The 19,463-nt window shown below is 61.5% G+C and carries 15 protein-coding genes and 2 pseudogenes; 5 read left to right on the forward strand and 12 right to left on the reverse strand.

The genetic code is table 11. The features are described from left to right. The 4 genes from J2Z75_RS16700 (at position 1) to J2Z75_RS16715 (ending at position 6,662) form a co-directional block, all read left to right on the forward strand. On the forward strand, positions 1-1,797 hold the full coding sequence (locus J2Z75_RS16700) for a dipeptide ABC transporter ATP-binding protein (protein ID WP_209853912.1): 1,797 nt from the start codon (positions 1-3) through the stop codon (positions 1,795-1,797). 181 nt (positions 1,798-1,978) lie between these two features. Then, a complete protein-coding gene (locus tag J2Z75_RS16705) occupies positions 1,979-3,406 on the forward strand; it encodes a gamma-aminobutyraldehyde dehydrogenase (protein ID WP_209853913.1) in 1,428 nt (475 codons plus the stop codon). 210 nt (positions 3,407-3,616) lie between these two features. Next, complete coding sequence (gene acs / locus J2Z75_RS16710) at positions 3,617-5,566, forward strand: acetate--CoA ligase (RefSeq protein WP_209853914.1); 1,950 nt, start codon at positions 3,617-3,619, stop codon at positions 5,564-5,566. Positions 5,567-5,906: 340 nt separating this feature from the next. Further along, positions 5,907-6,662 (forward strand): MBL fold metallo-hydrolase, encoded by a 756-nt coding sequence (locus J2Z75_RS16715; protein ID WP_209853915.1) that lies wholly within the window; start codon positions 5,907-5,909, stop codon positions 6,660-6,662. Between the two features lie 38 nt (positions 6,663-6,700). On the opposite strand, the gene J2Z75_RS16720 is transcribed toward J2Z75_RS16715, so the two are convergent. From J2Z75_RS16720 to J2Z75_RS16765, 11 genes and pseudogenes are all read right to left on the reverse strand, one after another. Then, complete coding sequence (locus J2Z75_RS16720; protein ID WP_209853916.1) at positions 6,701-7,471, reverse strand: enoyl-CoA hydratase; 771 nt, start codon at positions 7,469-7,471, stop codon at positions 6,701-6,703. A 24-nt stretch (positions 7,472-7,495) separates the two neighbouring features. Beyond that, entirely contained in the window at positions 7,496-8,392 is an 897-nt protein-coding gene (gene mmsB / locus J2Z75_RS16725; RefSeq protein WP_209853917.1) for a 3-hydroxyisobutyrate dehydrogenase, read from the reverse strand. After that, on the reverse strand, positions 8,389-9,492 hold the full coding sequence (locus tag J2Z75_RS16730) for an enoyl-CoA hydratase/isomerase family protein (RefSeq protein WP_209853918.1): 1,104 nt from the start codon (positions 9,490-9,492) through the stop codon (positions 8,389-8,391). The genes mmsB and J2Z75_RS16730 overlap by 4 nt, the downstream gene beginning before the upstream one ends. Then, the gene (lpdA, locus tag J2Z75_RS16735) at positions 9,476-10,873 is read right to left on the reverse strand and encodes a dihydrolipoyl dehydrogenase (protein ID WP_209854293.1); all 1,398 of its coding nucleotides are present in this window, start codon (positions 10,871-10,873) and stop codon (positions 9,476-9,478) included. The genes J2Z75_RS16730 and lpdA overlap by 17 nt, the downstream gene beginning before the upstream one ends. Positions 10,874-10,878: 5 nt before the next feature. Further along, positions 10,879-11,772, reverse strand: a pseudogene (locus J2Z75_RS16740) (dihydrolipoamide acetyltransferase family protein); the annotation flags it as partial. A 134-nt stretch (positions 11,773-11,906) separates the two neighbouring features. After that, positions 11,907-12,195: pseudogene (locus tag J2Z75_RS29690) on the reverse strand (biotin/lipoyl-containing protein); the annotation flags it as partial. Between the two features lie 2 nt (positions 12,196-12,197). Continuing rightward, entirely contained in the window at positions 12,198-13,211 is a 1,014-nt protein-coding gene (locus tag J2Z75_RS16745) for an alpha-ketoacid dehydrogenase subunit beta (RefSeq protein WP_209853920.1), read from the reverse strand. Between the two features lies 1 nt (position 13,212). Beyond that, entirely contained in the window at positions 13,213-14,445 is a 1,233-nt protein-coding gene (locus J2Z75_RS16750) for a thiamine pyrophosphate-dependent enzyme (RefSeq protein WP_209853921.1), read from the reverse strand. Positions 14,446-14,511: 66 nt separating this feature from the next. Then, positions 14,512-15,639, reverse strand: a complete 1,128-nt coding sequence (locus J2Z75_RS16755) for an acyl-CoA dehydrogenase family protein (protein WP_209853922.1) — start codon at positions 15,637-15,639, stop codon at positions 14,512-14,514. A 24-nt stretch (positions 15,640-15,663) separates the two neighbouring features. Continuing rightward, entirely contained in the window at positions 15,664-16,851 is a 1,188-nt protein-coding gene (locus tag J2Z75_RS16760) for an acetyl-CoA C-acyltransferase (RefSeq protein ID WP_209853923.1), read from the reverse strand. Between the two features lie 20 nt (positions 16,852-16,871). Then, complete coding sequence (locus tag J2Z75_RS16765) at positions 16,872-17,639, reverse strand: 3-hydroxyacyl-CoA dehydrogenase (RefSeq protein ID WP_209854294.1); 768 nt, start codon at positions 17,637-17,639, stop codon at positions 16,872-16,874. A 198-nt stretch (positions 17,640-17,837) separates the two neighbouring features. On the opposite strand from J2Z75_RS16765, the gene J2Z75_RS16770 reads away from it, so the two are divergent. Next, a complete protein-coding gene (locus tag J2Z75_RS16770; RefSeq protein ID WP_209853924.1) occupies positions 17,838-18,848 on the forward strand; it encodes an AraC family transcriptional regulator in 1,011 nt (336 codons plus the stop codon). A 62-nt stretch (positions 18,849-18,910) separates the two neighbouring features. Here J2Z75_RS16770 and J2Z75_RS16775 read toward each other — a convergent pair whose 3' ends face one another. Beyond that, a complete protein-coding gene (locus tag J2Z75_RS16775) occupies positions 18,911-19,456 on the reverse strand; it encodes a glutathione peroxidase (protein ID WP_209853925.1) in 546 nt (181 codons plus the stop codon). Positions 19,457-19,463: the final 7 nt, after the last annotated feature.

Below are 19,463 nucleotides of genomic sequence, written 5' to 3' on the forward strand. Positions count from 1 at the left end.
ATGATCCAGAACAATGCGAATGCGCAGCCTGTTCCGAATTTGGCGCTTGAAGTGAGAGACCTGCGCGTCTCGATCGCGAGAACCAATGTTGATATCGTTAAGTCGGTTTCATTTTCCCTCGCCCCAGGGGAAATCCTCGGGCTAGTCGGTGAGTCCGGCTCAGGAAAGACTACCGTTGGTTTGTCAGCCCTGGGATACTGTCGGAAAGGGTTGGCTATCAGCGGAGGGTCTATCATTATTGATGGGCAAGACGTTCTGTCGTTAAGTCCCCGGCAGCGACAGAAGGTCCGAGGTCGCTTGGTGTCATTAATACCGCAGGATCCAGGTACCGCCCTTAATCCAATCCTGCGCATTGGGACACAACTGGCGGAGTGCTTTGATCACAGGAGCTCGGTCACCGAGCAGATGCTAATGGAACTGTTGCGTCTTGTGAAATTGCCTGAGTCGAGTGGATTTTTAAGGGCCTATCCCCACCAACTGTCCGGCGGCCAACAGCAACGTGTCGGTATCGCTATGGCCTTCGCTAACCGGCCACGGGTGATCGTGATGGACGAGCCGACAACAGGTCTCGACGTCACGACCCAATCCCACGTCTTGGATACCATTCGCGGCCTCTGTCGCGAGCATTCGGTCGCGGCGATTTACGTAAGCCACGATCTTGCAGTTGTTGGAGCCCTTTGCGATCGTATCGCGGTCATGTATTCGGGGCAAATCGTAGAGCATGGTAGCGCTTCCCAGCTCCTTTCTAACCCAGCGCATCCCTATACCCGCGCCCTCATTCATGCTGTTCCTGATCTTGACAGAGATTCCGCTGTCAGCGGCATTCCCGGTAGCGCGCCTGAACCGACTCGTCGCACCATCGGATGCGCGTTCGCGCCGCGATGTGAGAGCGCCGAGCAGCGGTGCAGGACCTTGACCCCGCCTACCAAAGAGTTGAACGGGGGGCATTACGTCAATTGCATAAGGGCCGGAGAAATCAGAAAGGTCGAGCCTTCCGTTCGGTCGATCCAAGTCGAAGCATTTTCCGATCGGCAGGTCGCTCTGGAGGTTTCGAACCTCGAAGCGTTCCATGGTGCCTCGCGGATACTAAAAGGCCTATCTTTTACAATTCACCGCGGCAGCTGTGTTGCCTTGGTGGGAGAGTCGGGATCGGGTAAGACCACTACGGCGCGCTGTCTAGCTGGTCTCCATGGAAATCAGAGTGGCCGAATTATCTTCGACGGGGAAGTCGTAGCGCCTCACGCTTCTCAACGTTCAGCCAGCGCTCGCCAGCGAATCCAGTACATTTTTCAGAACCCCTACGCATCCCTGAACCCGAGGAAGACGATCGGTCAGTCAGTCGCGATGGCGGTTGAACAATTTGAACCGATGTCCGTGGTCGAGACGCGCAAACGGGTTCTCGCGGCATTGGACGAAGTGTCTTTGCCGTCCGGATTTGCCGATCGCTACCCGCAGCAACTTTCCGGCGGGCAACGGCAGCGAGTGGCAATCGCCCGTGCTCTTATCGTCAAGCCGAAACTGTTAATCTGCGACGAGGTAACGTCGGCACTGGATGTGTCGGTACAAGCCGTAGTTGTTGAATTACTTGAGCAGCTTCAGCGGGATCATGACCTTGCAATGCTTTTCGTTACGCACAACCTCGCGGTTGCGAGTAACATCGCGCAGCACGTCGCAGTGATGCAGAACGGGAGCATTGTCGAGTTTGGCAAAGTTGAAGACGTCTTGCGTACACCGGTGGCGAGTGAAACACAGAGACTTCTGAGGGACACCCCCAGGTTTTCATTTGCGATGCTCTAACCACGATCGGCTTAGCTCATGGAAGTGTCTTCGGTGGCCTAGTTTCCTGCTTCCCATGGCCATCGAAAGCCCTTGAGCCAAGACACTGTTTTTGTGGAATTTCTGACCTGAATCGAAAAAGCGCGGCCCGGCACAGCAGTGACGAGGCTACGCGAAATTATGCCCACCGATGGAGAGAACCATGGACGCACAATTGCTGATTGGATCAAGCTTCGAGCTTGGTACCGAGTTTGAAGGGGAGGTCATTAACCCGAAAACCGGCCTGAAGATTATTGAGCTTGCTGAAGCCTCCGAACGCCAAGTCAATGCAGCTGTGACTGCAGCGCAAAAGGCATTCGGTAGCTGGTCGCGCACTACGCCCTCGGAACGCGCAAGTTATTTGTTGCGGGTTGCAGACGCGATAGAACGACATGCTGACGATTTTGCCACGCTTGAGGCACTGAATTGCGGTAAGCCAATCACCGCTGTCCGAAATGACGAATTGCCGGCGATTATCGATTGTTGGCGCTTTTTCGCCGGCGCCGTGCGAACAATGCATGCCCCTGTCGCCGGGGAGTATCTGCAAGGGTATACATCAATGATCCGCCGCGATGCGGTTGGCGTGATCGGATCAATTGCGCCATGGAATTACCCGTTGATGATGATGGCGTGGAAGTTGGCACCCGCAATCGCTGGAGGCAACACGGTGGTGTTCAAGCCCTCCGAGCAAACTCCGCTTACTGCGTTAAAGATGGCGGGGCTCCTAGCGGAAATTCTTCCCGCAGGCGTTGTCAATGTCGTTCACGGTCGCGGTGAAACTGTCGGGAATGCAATCATCAATCATGCGGGTATCGCGATGTTGTCGATAACTGGTGATATAACAACTGGTAAGAAAGTGATGCAGGCCGCCGCGACGACGGTTAAGCGGACTCACCTGGAACTTGGAGGCAAGGCCCCCCTCATCATCTACGACGATGCAGATCTGGAAGCCGTGGTTGAGGGCATTCGCACCTTCGGCTACTACAATGCAGGGCAGGATTGCACAGCCGCATGCCGAATCTACGCTCAGGCGGGCGTATACGAAAAGTTTGTAGCAGATTTGACCTCGGCTGTTTCCACAATCCGTTACAACGATCCCGATGACGCCACTAACGAGATGGGGCCATTGATTTCGGCTCGCCAACGCGATCGCGTTGCCGGTTTTGTAAGTCGTGCTGAGGAGCAAAAGCACATCGAAATCACAACCGGCGGTTCGCTTGGTAGCGAGAAAGGTTTTTTCTATCAGCCTACCGTCATTGCTGGCGCAATTCAGGACGATGAGGTGGTGCAGCGCGAGATCTTCGGTCCAGTCGTTTCGGTCACTCGATTCACAAGCGATGATGAGGCAGTGAACTGGGCCAACGACAGTGACTACGGATTGGCATCATCAGTCTGGACTCGGGATATATCCAAAGCCATGACGGCCGCTTCACGGCTGCAGTATGGCTGCACTTGGATCAACACCCATTTCATGCTGACGACAGAAATGCCTCATGGGGGTGTTAAGCAATCCGGCTACGGCAAGGACATGTCTGTCTATGCCTTGGAAGATTACACTTCAGTCCGACATGTCATGATCCGGTGCGTCTGAGCACCCTCTGTCGCCGGCCAAGTTGTGAGAACTCCCAAGCCTCCACTTGGTCGGCGGCTGCATATTACGTATAGCAATAATAGGACGATCAGCACCACGACCGTGTCGAGCGTGGACCTTCTGTCGATAGAGCATCCTAAGATTTTCTAGAAACTGAGCCGGTGATCCAATTCGGGTCGATCGGGACAAAGCAATGACAAGGAGGTGCCCATGTTCGCGAAGATCTATCCGGTCCTGAAACCCGCAAATAATCGAGCGCTGATTGACAACGAAACCTACCAGAACTGGTATCGTGAGAGCATTGAAAACCCGGAGCGCTTCTGGGGCGAGCACGGCAAGCGGATCGATTGGTCCAAGCCCTTTACCAAGATCAAGAACACATCCTTCGAGGGCGATGTCTCGATCAAATGGTTCGAGGATGGCGAGACCAATGTCTCCTATAACTGCGTCGACCGGCACCTTGCGACACATGCCGACCAGGTAGCGATTATCTGGGAAGGCGACGATCCGTCTCTCAGCAAGAAGATCACCTATCGCGAAGTGCACGAGCAGGTCTGCCGCCTCGCCAATGTAATGAAGGCGCGGGGCGTCAAGAAAGGTGATCGTGTCACCGTCTACATGCCGATGATTCCCGAGGCGGCCTATGCGATGCTGGCCTGCGCCCGTATCGGCGCTGTCCACTCCGTGGTGTTCGGCGGCTTTTCACCCGACGCCCTTGGCGGCCGCATCGTTGATTGCGAGTCGACCTTCGTAATCACCGCCGACGAAGGCCTGCGCGGCGGCAAGCCCATTCCGCTCAAGAACAATGTCGACAAGGCGATCGATATCGCGGCGCGTGGCCATATTATGGTCAAGGACGTGATCGTCGTGCGCCGCACCGGCAATCCCACCGGCTGGGCGCCGGGCCGTGACCTCTGGTATCACGAAGAATGCGCCAAAGTGAGTGCCGACTGCGCGCCCGAGCCGATGAACGCCGAGGATCCGCTCTTCATCCTTTATACGTCAGGTTCCACCGGCAGGCCCAAAGGCGTGCTGCATACGACCGGCGGCTATCTCGTCTATGCCTCGATGACCCATCAATATGTCTTTGATTATCACGAGGGCGATATCTACTGGTGCACGGCCGATGTGGGCTGGGTCACGGGCCACAGCTACATCGTCTATGGCCCGCTCGCTAATGGCGCCACGACGCTGATGTTCGAAGGCGTGCCGAATTATCCCGATCAGGGCCGGTTCTGGGAGGTCGTCGACAAGCACAAGGTCAACATCTTCTACACCGCGCCGACGGCGATCCGCGCGCTGATGGGCGCCGGCGACGATTTCGTCAAGCGTTCGTCGCGCTCATCGCCTCGCCTGCTCGGTTCGGTCGGCGAGCCGATCAATCCCGAGGCTTGGGAATGGTATTATCACGTGGTCGGTGACGACCGCTGCCCTATTGTCGATACTTGGTGGCAGACCGAGACCGGCGGCATCATGATCACGCCGCTGCCCGGCGCCACCGATCTGAAGGCCGGTTCGGCGACGCGGCCGTTCTTCGGCGTCAAACCAGAACTCGTCGATGGTGAGGGCAGGGTGCTCGAGGGTGCGACGGACGGTAATCTCTGCATCACCGATTCATGGCCCGGCCAGATGCGCACGATCCATGGCGACCACGAGCGTTTCATCCAGACCTATTTCGCCACCTACAAAGGCAAGTATTTCACCGGCGACGGCTGCCGCCGCGACGAGGACGGCTATTACTGGATCACCGGCCGCGTCGATGACGTGCTCAATGTTTCAGGTCACCGGCTCGGCACGGCGGAAGTCGAATCAGCGTTGGTCTCGCATCACGACGTGTCCGAAGCGGCGGTGGTCGGCTATCCGCACGACATCAAGGGCCAGGGCATCTATTGCTACGTCACTCTGATGGCTGGTGTGCAAGGCTCCGACGAGTTGCGCAAGACGCTGGTCGGCCACGTGCGCACCGAGATCGGCCCGATCGCCTCGCCAGACAAGATCCAGTTCGCGCCTGGCCTACCCAAGACCCGCTCCGGCAAGATCATGCGCCGCATCCTGCGCAAGATCGCCGAGGACGATTTCGGCGCCCTGGGCGACACGTCGACGTTGGCTGATCCGGCCGTGGTGGATGATTTGATCGCCAATCGGCAGAACAAAAAATAATCGGCGAATGAGGGGCGAGGCCACCGGTCGCCTCAATACCTCGTACGCTCGGCGCCTGACCCAGCTTTCAAATCCGAACCGAACGGCGTGAAGAACTAATTGTGCGTGGAAAATACTGGCAAATTTTCCCCTGCATAATGAAGTCAACCAACGTCCAAGTTCCATAAATTAGGTTATGCGATATGTGTTACGTCTAGCTGGGGCAGATTCCATTTTCAAGTGCGACAATCTCCTGAAATCATCGTGATCGCCGCAACATGCTTTCGGGACTTGATTTTGTTGCAGCGGTCGCGACGATGGGTGTCGAAACACATTCGCCAACGCTTCGTCAGGAAACCGCATGAAACTTCAGTTGTTCCGCAATGCCACGTTGAAGCTCGACTATGCCGGGCGCATCGTGCTCATCGATCCCTATTTCGCGCCGAAGCACAGTCTGGAGTCCTTCACCGGTCGTTCGCTCAATCCGATGGTCGAATTGCCCGTCGATATCGAAGACATCCTTGACGGCGTGGAACTGGTGATCGTTTCGCATCTGCACGACGATCATTTCGACAGCGTCGCGATGGAGCGGGTGCCGAAACATTTGCCGCTTTTCTGTCAGCCGGGCGATGAGGCAACGATTCGCGAGGCCGGGTTCGCCGACGTGACCCCGTTGGCCGGAAGAGCGACCTGGGAAGGGCTGACGCTGACACGCCGCGAAGGCAGCCACGGCCTTGGGGCCGTGGTCGAACTGATGGGCTCGGTCATGGGCTTCAGCCTTGAGGCGGCGGGTGAGCCTTCCCTCTACTGGGCCGGCGACACTGTGCTTTATCCGCCGGTGGCGGAGGTGATCCGGGAGACCAAACCCGACATCATCGTCACCCATTCCTGTGGCGCACGCTGGGATGGCGACCTGATCGTCATGGACGCCGAGCAAACAATTGCGGTGTGCGAAGCCTCGCAGAACACCATCGTCATTGCCACCCACATGGAGGCGCTCGATCACGCCACGGTCAGCCGGCTGGATTTGCGCAAGGCGGCACAAGCGAGAGGCATCGCGCCCTCGCGGCTGCTGATTCCTCATGACGGTGAGACGGTGGTCCTGGGCAAGTCGTGACACGCGCTATCCCTGCCGAGTGTCACAGTCCCCCTCGCCTATTTGCCTTGGAATTGCGGCGGCCGCTTTTCGATGAAGGCGGCCATGCCTTCCTTCTGGTCGGCGGTGGCGAACAGGGCGTGAAAGATCCGGCGTTCGAACAGGATGCCTTCGCGCAAACCGCCTTCCAGCGCGCGATCGACCGCCTCGCGGGCGGCCATGGTGGCGGCCTTGCCGTAGCCGGCGATCGTGCGGGCGGCGGCAAGCGTCTCGTCCATCAATGTATCCGCCGGCAGGACGCGGGCGACGAGGCCGCAGCGTTCGGCCTCCGTCGCGTCCATCATCCGTCCGGTCAGGATCATGTCCATCGCCTTCGCCTTGCCGACCAGCTTCGTCAGCCGCTGCGAGCCGCCCATGCCGGGGATGACGCCGAGCTTGATCTCCGGCTGGCCGAACATGGCGGTGTCGGCGGCAAAGATCATGTCGCACATCATCGCCAGTTCGCAGCCGCCGCCGAGCGCATAGCCCGAGACGGCGGCGATCTTCGGCGTGCGGAACGATGCGAACCGGTCCCAGGCGGCAAAGAAGTCCTCGCCGAACATATCAGCGAACGACTTGTCGGCCATCTCCTTGATATCGGCCCCGGCGGCGAACGCCTTGTCCGAGCCCTTCAGCACAAAGCAGCCGACACCCGGGTCGCGGTCGAGCGGTGCAAGGTCCGTTGCCAGCGCGTTCATGATCTCGGAATTGAGCGCATTGCGGGCGGCAGGGCGATTCAGCGTGACGATGACGACCCGGTCCTGCTGCTCGATGATGATCGGTTTTTCCATGGGCGTGATCCTCTAGCGGGCGTTTCAGGGCTTGGCAGTGCCGCCGGATTTCTGCCGTAGCATGTCGATGATGCCGGAAAAATCCTTGTCTGCGTTTCCGAGTTCGTTGAACAGTGCGTAGAGTTCAGCGGCCTTGGCGCCAAGCGGCGTGGTGGCGCCGGCGGATTGTGCTGCCTCCTGTGACAGCTTCAGGTCCTTCAACATCAGCGCGCCGGCAAAGCCTGGCTTGTAGTCGTTGTTGGCCGGGGATGTGGGAACCGGGCCTGGCACGGGGCAATAGGTGGTGAGCGACCAGCATTGTCCGGACGAGACCGACGCCACGTCGAATAGCGCCTGATGCGAGAGGCCGAGCTTTTCGCCGAGTACGAAGGCCTCGCCGACAGCGATCATGCTGATGCCGAGGATCATGTTGTTGCAGATCTTCGCCGCCTGCCCTGCCGCTGCTCCGCCGCAATGGATGATCTTCTTGCCCATCGCCTCGAACACTGGCTGGGCTTTCGAGAAGACGTCCTGTTCGCCACCGATCATGAAGGTCAGCGTTCCCGCTGCCGCGCCACCGGCGCCGCCGGATACCGGCGCATCGAGCGAGGGGCAGCCTTTTCCGGCGGCCATCTCATGCGCCTTGCGGGCGCTGTCAATGTCGATGGTCGAGCAGTCGATCAGGAGCGTGCCCGACGGGACCGTCGCGAGCAGTTCCTGCCAGACCGACAGCACGTGTTTGCCGGCGGGAAGCATGGTGATGACGGTGTCGACACCCGCGACCGCTTCGGCGAGCGACGCGCAGGCGGTCACACCCTTGCCGCGCGCTTCATCCAGCAAGGGCTGTGAGAGGTCGAAACCTTTGACAGTGTTACCTGCCTTGACGAGATTGGCAGCCATCGGGCCGCCCATGTGACCGAGACCGATAAAGCCGATCGTCATGTTGGTGATCCTTCCTTGGTCTTATCCGCAAAGAGCGGATGGGCGGATGGCTGGAAATAGGCATCGACATCCGTTGCGGTGACGTCTGCGAGCCGCGCCGGCCGCCATTGCGGATTGCGGTCCTTGTCGATCACGGCGGCGCGCACGCCCTCGTAGAAATCGTGGCTGCGCAGGACAGCGGCCGTGGCCGCGAATTCCCGTTCCAGACAATCTTCCAGCCTCCCGGTTTTGCGGCCAAGCCGCAGCAGCCGGAGCGTCACGTTGAGGCTGAGCGGCGATTTGGTCGAGAGAACGGCGAGAAGCTTTTCGGCGAAAGGGCTGCCATCCGCATGCAGGGCTGTGAGAATATCGTCGATGGTATCGAAGGCAAAAAGGCGATCGATGGCCGGTCGGTGTGACCCCAGAACGCCGGCTGGCGGCATTTCCCAAAAGCCTGCGATCACGGCTGACATTGCCTCGCGTGAACTTCCCACTGGCAGCGATGCCAAAGCCTCGGTCAATTCCGCAAGCCGTTCGGACCGGACAAAAATGTCGGCTAGACCGACGAGAATGGCATCGGCAGCTCCAAGCGGTTCGCCGGTCAGTCCAACATAGGTGCCGAGTTCATTGGCCTGGCGCGTCAGGAACCAGGATGCGCCGACATCCGGGAAAAAGCCGATGCCGGTTTCCGGCATGGCGAAACGGGTGCGTTCGGTGACGATCCGGTGGCTGCCATAGACGGATATACCGACACCGCCGCCCATGACGATGCCATCCATGACGACGACATAGGGTTTTGGATAGCGTCCGATGCGGGCGTTGAGCCGGTATTCCTCACGCCAGAAGGTTTCCGGCAGATCGGACCCGGTTTTTCCACCGTCATAAATCGCACGGATATCGCCGCCGGCGCACAGGCCGCGCTCGCCCTCCCCCGTGACAAGCACGGCTGCGATGGCCGGATCCCGCTCGAAATCGTCCAGCGCTGCCTCGATATCGCGCACCATCCGCAGCGTCAGGCTATTCAGCGCCTTCGGCCGGTTGAGCCGGATGCGGCCAAGCGCGCCGTGGCGGTCGACCAGCGTTTCTGCTTCTGCCTGCTTGGGTTCAGATGTGGAGGGCATGGCCGAGGGCTTTCAAGGCGGCTTCCTGGAAGCCTTCGCTGCGTGTCGGGTGCGCATGGATCGTCGCGGCGATGTCTTCCAGACGGGCGCCCATTTCGATGGCCAGCGCAAAGGCGCTCGACAGCTCGGAAACGCCGGTGCCGACGGCCTGCACGCCGAGAACGAGATTGCTGTCCGCACGCGCCACGATGCGGACGAAGCCGTCTTCCGAGAGCATCGTCATGGCGCGGCCGTTGGCATTGAACGGAAACAGCCCGACACGGATCTCGTACCCCTGCGCGCGCGCCTCGTCCGGGGAGAGCCCGGCCGTGACGATTTCCGGGTCGGTGAAGCAGACGGCCGGAATGCAGCGCTTGTCCCATGTCCGTTTCTTGCCGGCGACAATCTCGGCGACCATCTCGCCCTGTGCCATGGCACGATGGGCCAGCATCGGCTCGCCGGTGATATCGCCGATGGCATGGACGCCGCGCATCGAGGTCCGGCAGCGGTCGTCGATGCGCAGGAATTTGCCGGCGCGGTCGAGGTCCAGCTCGTCCAGCCCCCATCCCTCGGTGCGTGGCTTGCGGCCGACCGTCACGAGGATCTTGTCGGCTGGAAGCCGCTGCTCCTCGCCTTCGGCGGTTTCGATCAGGAGCGCAACGCCTTCATCCGACAGCCCCTTGGCCTTGGCGCCGGTCAGGACGCGGATGCCGAGTTCTCCGAGCCGCTTGGCGACGGGCCGCACCAGTTCCGCATCATACTGTGGCAGAATCTGCTGGGTCGCTTCAACCACTGTGACTTGCGCGCCCAACTTGGCAAACGCGGTGCCGAGTTCCAGGCCGATATAACCGCCGCCGACAACAACCAGCTTCTGCGGCACCGTCTTTAGCGACAGCGCTTCCGTCGAGGAGATGACCGGCCCGCCGAAGGGCAGAAACGGCAGCTCCACCGGCTCCGAGCCGGTCGCGATCACCACCGTTTCGGCGCGGATGACCTGCGTTCCGGTTTCCGTCTCGACCTCGACGGTCTTGCCATCGCGGAACCTTGCTCTCCCATGGACGATCTTGACCTTGGCCTTGCGCAACAGGCCCAGCACGCCGCTGTTCAGGCGGCCGACGATGCCGTCCTTCCAGGCGACGGTTTTTGCGAGGTCGAGCTTTGGCGCCTCGACCGAGATGCCGAGCGGGCTTTTGGCATTTGCCATATGGTTGATCTTCTCGAATTCCTCGGCCGCATGGATCAGCGCCTTGGACGGAATGCAGCCGATATTGAGGCAGGTGCCACCGGCCTTGACGGCTTCGACGATGACGGTATCGACCCCGAGCTGTCCGGCGCGGATGGCGCAGATATAGCCACCGGGTCCGGCGCCGATGACGAGAAGTTTGCAGACGATCTCTTTCATGGGCATCAGCTTTCGATGAAAATCAGCGCGGGGGTTTCGAGCAGGGCCTTGATCCGCTGGACGAAGGTCGCGGCATCCCATCCGTCCACGACGCGGTGATCGAAGCTGGACGACAGGTTCATCATCTTGCGCGGAATGAACTGGCTGCCGTCCCAGACCGGCCGGGTCATGATCTTGTTGACGCCGACGATCGCCACTTCCGGGTGGTTGATGATCGGCGTGGTGGCGATGCCGCCCATCGCGCCAAGCGAAGTGATGGTGATGGTCGAGCCCGAAAGCTCCTCACGCAGCGCCGACCCCGTGCGGGCGGCTTCCGCCAGCCGTACCACTTCGGTCGCACAATCCCAGACACCGCGTGCTTCCGCATGACGCACGACCGGGACGGTGAGGCCCGCAGGGGTCTGGGTGGCGATGCCGATATGAACGGCACCGTGGCGGCTGATGATGCCGGCGTCGTCGTCGAAGGTGGCGTTGACGCCCGGCTGCTCGCCAACGGTCTTCACCAGAGCCCGCATCAGGAACGGCAGGATCGTCAGCTTGGTCTGGTCCGGCTTGCGGCTGGCGTTCATGGTCGCGCGCAGGTCTTCCAGATCGGTGACGTCGATTTCCTCGACATAGGTGATGTGGGGAATGCGCGACGTCGCCAGCACCATTTTTTCCGAGATGCGGCGGCGCAGGCCGGTGACCTTGATCTCCTCGACGGTGGTTTTTCGGGCAAGGCCGGTCGCCGCCGGTTGTGGTTGGACGCCACGGGTAAGGAACTGGTCGATGTCGTCATGGGTGATCCGACCGGCAGGCCCGGTGCCCGGCACCTGGCGCAGGTCGATGCCGCCTTCCTGGGCGCGAAGCCGGACAGCGGGCGAGGCAAGCGGCTTGGCGAGCGTGTCGAGTGCGGCACGGCTTCCCTTCTCCCCAGCGGGGAGAAGGTGGCCCGCAGAGTCGGATGAGGTGAATGACTGACCAAGAGGGGGCGGAGAGTCCCCCTCATCCGCCCTTCGGGCATCTTCTCCCCGCTGGGGAGAAGAGGGAGCGATCGTCACCGTTTCCGCCATCGGAACCGCCTCCGCCTCACCGCCCTCGCCCGCGACCTGAATGCGCACCAGCGGCGCCTTGACCGCAACGGTATCGCCGATCTCGGCGCCGAGCCACAAAACGGTACCGGTAACCGGTGACGGGATTTCCACCGTCGCCTTGTCGGTCATGACGGCTGCAAGCACCATGTCCTCGCGGACGGGATCGCCGACCTTGCAGTGCCATTCGACGAGTTCGGCCTCCGCCACGCCTTCGCCGACATCCGGCATCTTGATGACGAATTCACCCATGATCACGCCTCCATGACTTCGGCAAGCGCGCGTCCGACGCGGGCGGGACCGGGGAAATAATCCCATTCCTGGGCGTGTGGATAAGGCGTATCCCAGCCCGTGACTCGAACGATGGGCGCTTCCAGATGATAGAAGCAATGTTCCTGCACGAGTGCTGCGAGTTCGGCGCCGTAACCCGAGGTCAGGGTCGCCTCGTGCACGACGACACAGCGGCCGGTCTTGGTGACGGATTGCACGATCGTGTCGAGATCGAGCGGCAGCAGGCTGCGCAGGTCGATAACCTCCGCATCGACGCCCATTTCCTCGACCGCCGCCAGCGCGACATGAACCATGGTGCCGTAGGCAATCACGGTCACAGCAGAACCCTGCCGGCGGATTTCGGCCTTGCCGATCGGGATGCTGTAGTGGCCTTCCGGTACCTCGCCCAGTTCATGCCTGGACCACGGCGTCACCGGCTTTTCATGATGGCCGTCGAAGGGGCCGTTATAGAGGCGCTTCGGCTCGAGGAACATTACCGGGTCCGGGTCTTCGATCGAGGCGATCAGCAGGCCCTTGGCGTCGTAGGGGTTCGACGGAACGACGACTTTCAGGCCGCAGACATGGGTAAACAGCGCTTCCGGGCTCTGGCTGTGTGTCTGCCCGCCAAAGATACCGCCGCCGGTCGGCATGCGCAGTACGATCGGGCAGGTGAAATCGCCGTTGGAGCGGTAGCGGATGCGGGCGGCTTCCTGGGTGATCTGGTCATAGGCCGGGTACATGTAGTCGGCGAATTGGATCTCGACGCAGGGCTTCAGGCCATAGGCGGCCATGCCGATCGCCGTGCCGACGATGCCGCTCTCGCTGATCGGCGCATCGAAGCAGCGGGTCTTGCCGTATTTCGCCTGAAGCCCCTGGGTGCAGCGGAAGACGCCGCCGAAATAGCCGACATCTTCGCCGAAGACCACCACGTCGTCGTCGCGCTCCATCGACACGTCCATGGCGCTGCGCACGGCCTCGATCATCGTCATTCTGGCCATGTCAGTATCCTGCCTTCTGCCGCTGGCGGCGAATATGGGGCGGCATCTCGGCATAGACGCCTTCGAAGATATCGCGCACCGACGGTTTTCCGCCGGCATGCAGCGTGCCGTGCACTTCCGCCTGCTTCTGCGCCTGGATCACCTCGTCGAGGATTTCGGCTTCGGACTGTACGTGCCGCTCCTCGGACCAGACACCTTTCACGATCAGGTGCTTCTTCAGGCGCAGGACGGGATCACCGAGCGGCCAGGCTTCCGATTCCGTTTTCGGGCGATAGGCGCTCGGATCGTCGGAAGTGGAATGCGCGCCGACGCGGTAGGTGACGTATTCGATCAGCGTCGGGCCGAGATTGCGCCGGGCGCGCTCGGCCGCCCAGTGGGAGACGGCATAGACGGCGAGATAGTCGTTGCCATCGACCCGCAGGGCCGGGATGCCGAAGCCGAGGCCCCGGGCGGCAAACGTGCCGGAACCGCCGCGGGCAATGCCCTGGAAGGTGGAAATGGCCCACTGATTGTTGACGATATTGAGAATGACCGGCGCCTTGTAGGTCGAGGCGAAGACCAGTGCCGAATGGAAATCGGATTCGGCCGTCGAGCCGTCGCCGATCCAGGCGGCGGCGATCTTCGTGTCGTTCTTGATAGCGGACGCCATGGCCCAGCCGACAGCCTGGACATATTGGGTGGCGAGATTGCCGGAGATGGTGAAGAAGCCATGCTCCTTGGACGAATACATGATCGGCAGTTGGCGGCCGCGCAGCGGGTCCATCTCGTTCGAGAAGATCTGGTTCATCATCTCGACCATCGGATAATCGTCGGCGATCAAGAGGCCCGCCTGGCGATAGGTCGGGAAGTTCATGTCGCCTTTCTTCAGCGCCTTGCGGAAGGCGCAGCTGACGGCCTCCTCGCCCAGATGCTGCATGTAGAAGGATGTCTTGCCCTGCCGCTGCGCCATCAGCATGCGGGCGTCGAAGGCGCGCAGCTTCATCATGTGCTTGAGGCCGGTCAGCAACTCCTCGTCCGACAGCAGTCCGGCCCACGGGCCGACCGCTTCGCCGTCGCGGTTCAGCACGCGAATGATCGAATAGGCGAGATCGCGGATATCTTCCGATGCCGCATCGACCTCCGGGCGCGGCACCGAGCCGGCCTTTGCAATATTGACGTTGGAGAAATCCGGCATGCCGCCGGGCCGGACGGCCGGTTCCGGAACATGAAGGCTCAATTGCGGGAACTCGGTCATGCCTCGTTCTTCCTCCCATTGTTACCCCTGTCTTCCAGTCTCCTCCCGGAAGTAGGGTTCATTTTCTTATAGACTACGTGCAATGACGATACGTTGCACGTCGCTTGTTCCCTCGTAGATCTGGCAGATGCGGACATCGCGGTAGATGCGCTCGACGGGGTAGTCCGACATATATCCGTAGCCACCATGGATCTGGATCGCGTCCGAACAGACCTTCTCTGCCATCTCGGAGGCGAACAGCTTGGCCATGGAGGCTTCCGTCAGGCAGGGCTGGCCGGCCTCCTTCAGTTCGGCGGCGTGCAGCACCATCTGCCGGGCCACCTCAATCTGGGTCGCCATGTCGGCAAGACGGAAGGCGATGGCCTGATGCTCGATGATCGGCTTGCCGAAGGCGATGCGCTCACGGGCATAGTCGCGCGCCGCCTCGAAGGCCGAGCGGGCCATGCCAACGGACTGCGACGCGATGCCGATGCGGCCACCTTCGAGATTGGCGAGCGCGATCCTGTAGCCCTCGCCATCCGCGCCCAGGCGCAGGTCGGCCGGAATGCGCATATCGGTAAAGGCGATCTGGCAGGTGTCGGAGGAATGCAGGCCGAGCTTGTGCTCGACGCGCACCACCTCGTAGCCCGGCGTATCTGTCGGCACGATGAAGGCGGTGATGCCCTTCTTGCCGGCGTCTGGATCGGTCACGGCGAAGACAATGATGACATTGCCGTTCTTGCCGGATGTGATGAACTGCTTGGCACCGTCTAGTACATAGTGGTCGCCGTCGCGGCGGGCACGGGTGCGGAGGTTCGACGCATCCGAACCGGCCTGTGGCTCGGTCAAGGCAAAGCCGCCAATCCATTCGCCGGAAGCGAGCTTCGGCAGGAAGCGTTGCTTCTGCTCCTCGGTGCCGAATTTCAGGATCGGCACGCAGCCGACCGAACTGTGCACGCTCATGATGGTCGAACATGGCCCGTCACCGGCGGCGATTTCCTCGAGCGCCACGGCATAGGCGACGGTGCCTGTTTCAGAGCCGCCATAGGCCTCCGGCACCAGCATGCCGAGAAAGCCGAGCTCGCCCATTTCCTTCAGTTCGTCTTTCGGAAATGCGTGCGACACGTCGCGTTCGGCAGCACCCGGCATAAGTCGCTCGCGGGCGAAATCGCGGGCCATGTCGCGGATCTGGATCTGTTGTTCAGACAGGATCATGTGTGGGTCTCCTCCCCTGCCCGTTCAATGCCGCTCGACTGCGATGGCCGTCGCCTCGCCGCCGCCGATGCACAGCGAGGCCATGCCGCGCTTCAGATCGTAGCGTTCGAGTGCCGCCAGCAGGGTGACGATGACGCGGGCGCCGGACGCGCCAATGGGATGACCGAGCGCGCAGGCACCGCCATGCACGTTCACCTTGTCATGCGGCAGGTCGAGATCGCGCATCGCCGCCATGGCGACGACGGCGAAAGCCTCGTTGATCTCGAACAGGTCGACATCGTTCAAATCCCATCCCGTGCGTTCGCTGAGCTTTTTCAGTGCACCGATCGGGGCCGTCGCAAAGAGATTGGGTGCCTGCGCATGGGTGGAATGGCCGGTGATGGTGGCAAGCGGCGTCAGGCCCCGCCGGTCCGCCTCGGAGCGGCGCATCAGCACCAGCGCCGCCGCGCCATCCGAAATCGAGCTGGCATTGGCTGCTGTCACCGTGCCGTTTTCACGGAAGGCGGGTTTCAGGGTCGGGATCTTTTCCAGCCGCGCCTTGCCCGGCTGCTCGTCACGGCTGATGACCTGTTCGGTCTTTCCCGTCTTCACGGTCACTGGCGTGATCTCGGCGTCGAACAGACCGTCACGGATGGCCTTCTGTGCGCGGGTGAGCGACGTCACGGCAAAGTCGTCCTGCGCGGGCCGCGTGAACTGGTAGGCCTCGGCGCAATCCTCTGCGAATGTTCCCATCAGACGTCCCTTGTCATAGGCATCCTCCAGCCCGTCGAGGAACATGTGGTCGATGACGCGGCCATGGCCGAGCCGATAACCGCTGCGGGCACGATCCAGCAGATAGGGCGCATTGCTCATGCTTTCCATGCCGCCGGCGACGGCGACATTGGCGCTGCCGGCCAGAATCAGATCATGGGCCAGCATCACCGCTTTCATGCCGGAGCCGCACATCTTGTTGACGGTGCTGGCACCCGTTGCGAACGGAAGGCCTGCGCCGATGGCGGCCTGCCGCGCCGGTGCCTGCCCCTGCCCTGCCGGCAGGACACAGCCGAACACGACTTCCTCGACCAGTTCAGGTGCCACGCCGCTTCGCGCCAGCGCGGCGCGGATGGCTGCCGCCCCGAGTTCGGGCGCGGTGGCGCCCTGCAGGTCGCCCTGAAATCCGCCCATGGCGGTGCGGGCGGAACCGACGATGACGATGGGATCATGCAATGTCATTTCAACCTCCCGAACCGGTCTCAACGCGGCCCCATGCGCAGGGCGCCGTCGAGACGGATCACCTCGCCGTTCAGCATGCTGTTCTCACAGATATGGCGCACCAGTGCGGCGAATTCAGCCGGCCGTCCCAGTCGCGGCGGAAACGGCACGCTCCTGCCGAGGGCTTCCTGGGTCTCGGGCGGCATGCCCGCCATCATCGGGGTCTCGAAGATGCCGGGCGCGATGGAAACGACGCGGATGCCGTAGCGTGCGAGTTCGCGGGCGATCGGCAGGGTCATGCCGACCACGCCGCCTTTAGACGCCGCATAGGCGGCCTGGCCGATCTGTCCGTCGAAAGCAGCCACCGACGCAGTGTTGACGATGACGCCCCGCTCGCCTTCGCTGTCCGGCTCCTCGTTCTGGATGAGCGATGCGGCCAGGCGGATCATGTTGAAGGTACCGACCAGATTGATGCCGACCGCGCGGGCGAAATTTTCAAGCCGGTGCGGGCCGTCGCGGCCCAGAACCTTTTCCCCGGGCGCAATGCCGGCGCAGTTCACCAGGCCATGCAAATGGCCGAAGGCCCCGATCGCCGCGTTGACCGCGGCAAGCCCGTCCGCTTCGCTGGTGACGTCGGTGCGGACGAAACGGGCGCTCTCTCCGAGTTCGGCGGCAACCTGTCCGCCTGCTTCAGCGTTGATGTCGGCGACAATAACGCATGCTCCCGCCTCGACCAGCAGGCGCGCGACAGCGGCGCCCAGGCCAGAGCCCGCGCCGGTGACCACAAAGACCTTGCCCGGGATCAGCATGATACGGCCCTTCCGTTCAGAAGGCATGCGAGTTTTGATTTGCGATTCATCACGCAGCCCTCCCAAGCCACATTTCATCAATGATACCAGCTTTGCAGCGATCGTATCTTGCCGAACTCTACGCTGACGCTGTATTGCAAGCGATGACTGAACTGTCCTTCCTTTTTCGGCCACTTTTGCCATGTTGGAGAATGATCGATGGCTGATGCAGACCGACGGATGATCGCGCCTTCCTTCGTTGCGGAAGCACTCGACTGCCTGCGGCGGCAGGGCAAGCCGACTGCGCCGCTGCTCGCTTCGCTGGGTCTGCCGGCAACTGTCAACAATCCGATTTCGGCCGAAACCTATGGCGCCCTCTGGCTGGCCGTTGCCGCCGAAGTGGACGACGAATTCTTCGGCATGGGCGGTCGGCCGATGCGGCGCGGCAGTTTCACGCTGCTTTGTCATTGCATCCTGCACGCCGAAACCCTGGAACAGGCGCTTCGTCGTGCCTTGCGCTTTCTTAATGTCATTTTGGAGGATCCGAACGGCGAACTCGTCATACGCGACGGACTTGCCGAGATCGTGCTGACCGACAATGGCGAGGCCCGCTCTGCCTTCGCCTACCGGACTTACTGGATCCTGCTACACGGCATCACCTGCTGGCTGGTCGGCCGGCGTATTCCGATCCGCAGGGTGGATTTCCGCTGTGCCGAGCCGCCGCAGGGGGCAGATTACCGTCTGTTCTTTGGCGCGCCGGTGCAGTTTTCGCAAGCTGTCAGCCGCCTTGCCTTCGATCGCACGGTGCTCAAGCTGCCGATCGTGCGAACGGAGCAGGCTCTGAAGCAGTTTCTGCGCGGCGCCCCGGCCAATATTCTTGTGCGCTACCGATACGACGCCGGCCTGTCCGCCAACGTGCGCAAGCGGTTGCGTCAGACGACGCCGGCTGCCTGGGCTGGCTTCGGCGATCTTGCAGCGCAGATGCGCATGTCGCCATCGACGCTTCGCCACCGTCTGCACAGCGAAGGCCAAAGCTATGCCGGCATCAAGGACGAGATCCGACGTGACCTCGCCGTCGAGATGCTGCTGCATGGCGCGAACAGTGTCGGAGAGATCGCCGCGCAGCTCGGCTATTCGGAGCCCAGCGCCTTTCATCGCGCCTTCCGCAAATGGACGTCGAAGAGCCCGAGTGCCTTCCGGCGCGAGACGGCAGTGGGCCAACGCGAATAGGATGCATGGCCCCGCCGAGCTTGAGTGTCGAGCACTCGATCATTGCGACGCAGACGTGACGGTCAACGCGCGAGCTCTCTTTCGATCGCGGAAACCAGGCGTCCGTCATCGGCTGTGACATCCGGTGAAAAACGCGCGGCGACATTCCCATCGCGGCCGATCAGGAATTTTTCGAAGTTCCACAGCACATCTGCGGCATTGTCGGGCACGACACCGTAGCCCTTGAGCCGGTCGCGCATCGGTCCCTCGCCGATCGCATCGGGTGCCGTGGCGGTCAGGCTGCGGTAAAGCGGGTGGATCGCCTCCCCCTTGACCGAGATCTTTGCGAAGATGGGAAACTGCACATCGTAGGTGCTGGTGCAGAACTCGACGATCTCGGCTTCCGTTCCCGGCTCCTGTCCCATGAAATCGTTGGCCGGAAAGGCAAGGACGACAAGGCCTTCGTCGCGCTTGGCCTCAAAAAGCTTTTCAAGTCCTTCGTATTGCACCGTCAAGCCACATTTCGAGGCGACGTTGACGACCAGCATCACGCGCCCGCGAAACTCGGCAAGCGTTGTTTGGCGTCCGTCAGCTGTCTTGACCGGGATATCCAAGGGGGATGTCGTCACGTTCTTC

It is taken from the genome of Rhizobium herbae (assembly GCF_017873135.1).
Lineage (GTDB): Bacteria > Pseudomonadota > Alphaproteobacteria > Rhizobiales > Rhizobiaceae > Pararhizobium > Pararhizobium herbae.

Excerpts from the sequence above, each read along its gene's own strand:
- J2Z75_RS16700 (WP_209853912.1), top strand. The coding sequence starts at position 1 with ATGATCCAGAACAATGCGAATGCGCAGCCTGTTCCGAATTTGGCGCTT.
- J2Z75_RS16705 (WP_209853913.1), top strand. The coding sequence starts at position 1,979 with ATGGACGCACAATTGCTGATTGGATCAAGCTTCGAGCTTGGTACCGAG.
- acs (WP_209853914.1), top strand. The coding sequence starts at position 3,617 with ATGTTCGCGAAGATCTATCCGGTCCTGAAACCCGCAAATAATCGAGCG.
- J2Z75_RS16715 (WP_209853915.1), top strand. The coding sequence starts at position 5,907 with ATGAAACTTCAGTTGTTCCGCAATGCCACGTTGAAGCTCGACTATGCC.
- J2Z75_RS16720 (WP_209853916.1), bottom strand. The coding sequence starts at position 7,471 with ATGGAAAAACCGATCATCATCGAGCAGCAGGACCGGGTCGTCATCGTC.
- mmsB (WP_209853917.1), bottom strand. The coding sequence starts at position 8,392 with ATGACGATCGGCTTTATCGGTCTCGGTCACATGGGCGGCCCGATGGCT.
- J2Z75_RS16730 (WP_209853918.1), bottom strand. The coding sequence starts at position 9,492 with ATGCCCTCCACATCTGAACCCAAGCAGGCAGAAGCAGAAACGCTGGTC.
- lpdA (WP_209854293.1), bottom strand. The coding sequence starts at position 10,873 with ATGAAAGAGATCGTCTGCAAACTTCTCGTCATCGGCGCCGGACCCGGT.
- J2Z75_RS16745 (WP_209853920.1), bottom strand. The coding sequence starts at position 13,211 with ATGGCCAGAATGACGATGATCGAGGCCGTGCGCAGCGCCATGGACGTG.
- J2Z75_RS16750 (WP_209853921.1), bottom strand. The coding sequence starts at position 14,445 with ATGACCGAGTTCCCGCAATTGAGCCTTCATGTTCCGGAACCGGCCGTC.
- J2Z75_RS16755 (WP_209853922.1), bottom strand. The coding sequence starts at position 15,639 with ATGATCCTGTCTGAACAACAGATCCAGATCCGCGACATGGCCCGCGAT.
- J2Z75_RS16760 (WP_209853923.1), bottom strand. The coding sequence starts at position 16,851 with ATGACATTGCATGATCCCATCGTCATCGTCGGTTCCGCCCGCACCGCC.
- J2Z75_RS16765 (WP_209854294.1), bottom strand. The coding sequence starts at position 17,639 with ATGCTGATCCCGGGCAAGGTCTTTGTGGTCACCGGCGCGGGCTCTGGC.
- J2Z75_RS16770 (WP_209853924.1), top strand. The coding sequence starts at position 17,838 with ATGGCTGATGCAGACCGACGGATGATCGCGCCTTCCTTCGTTGCGGAA.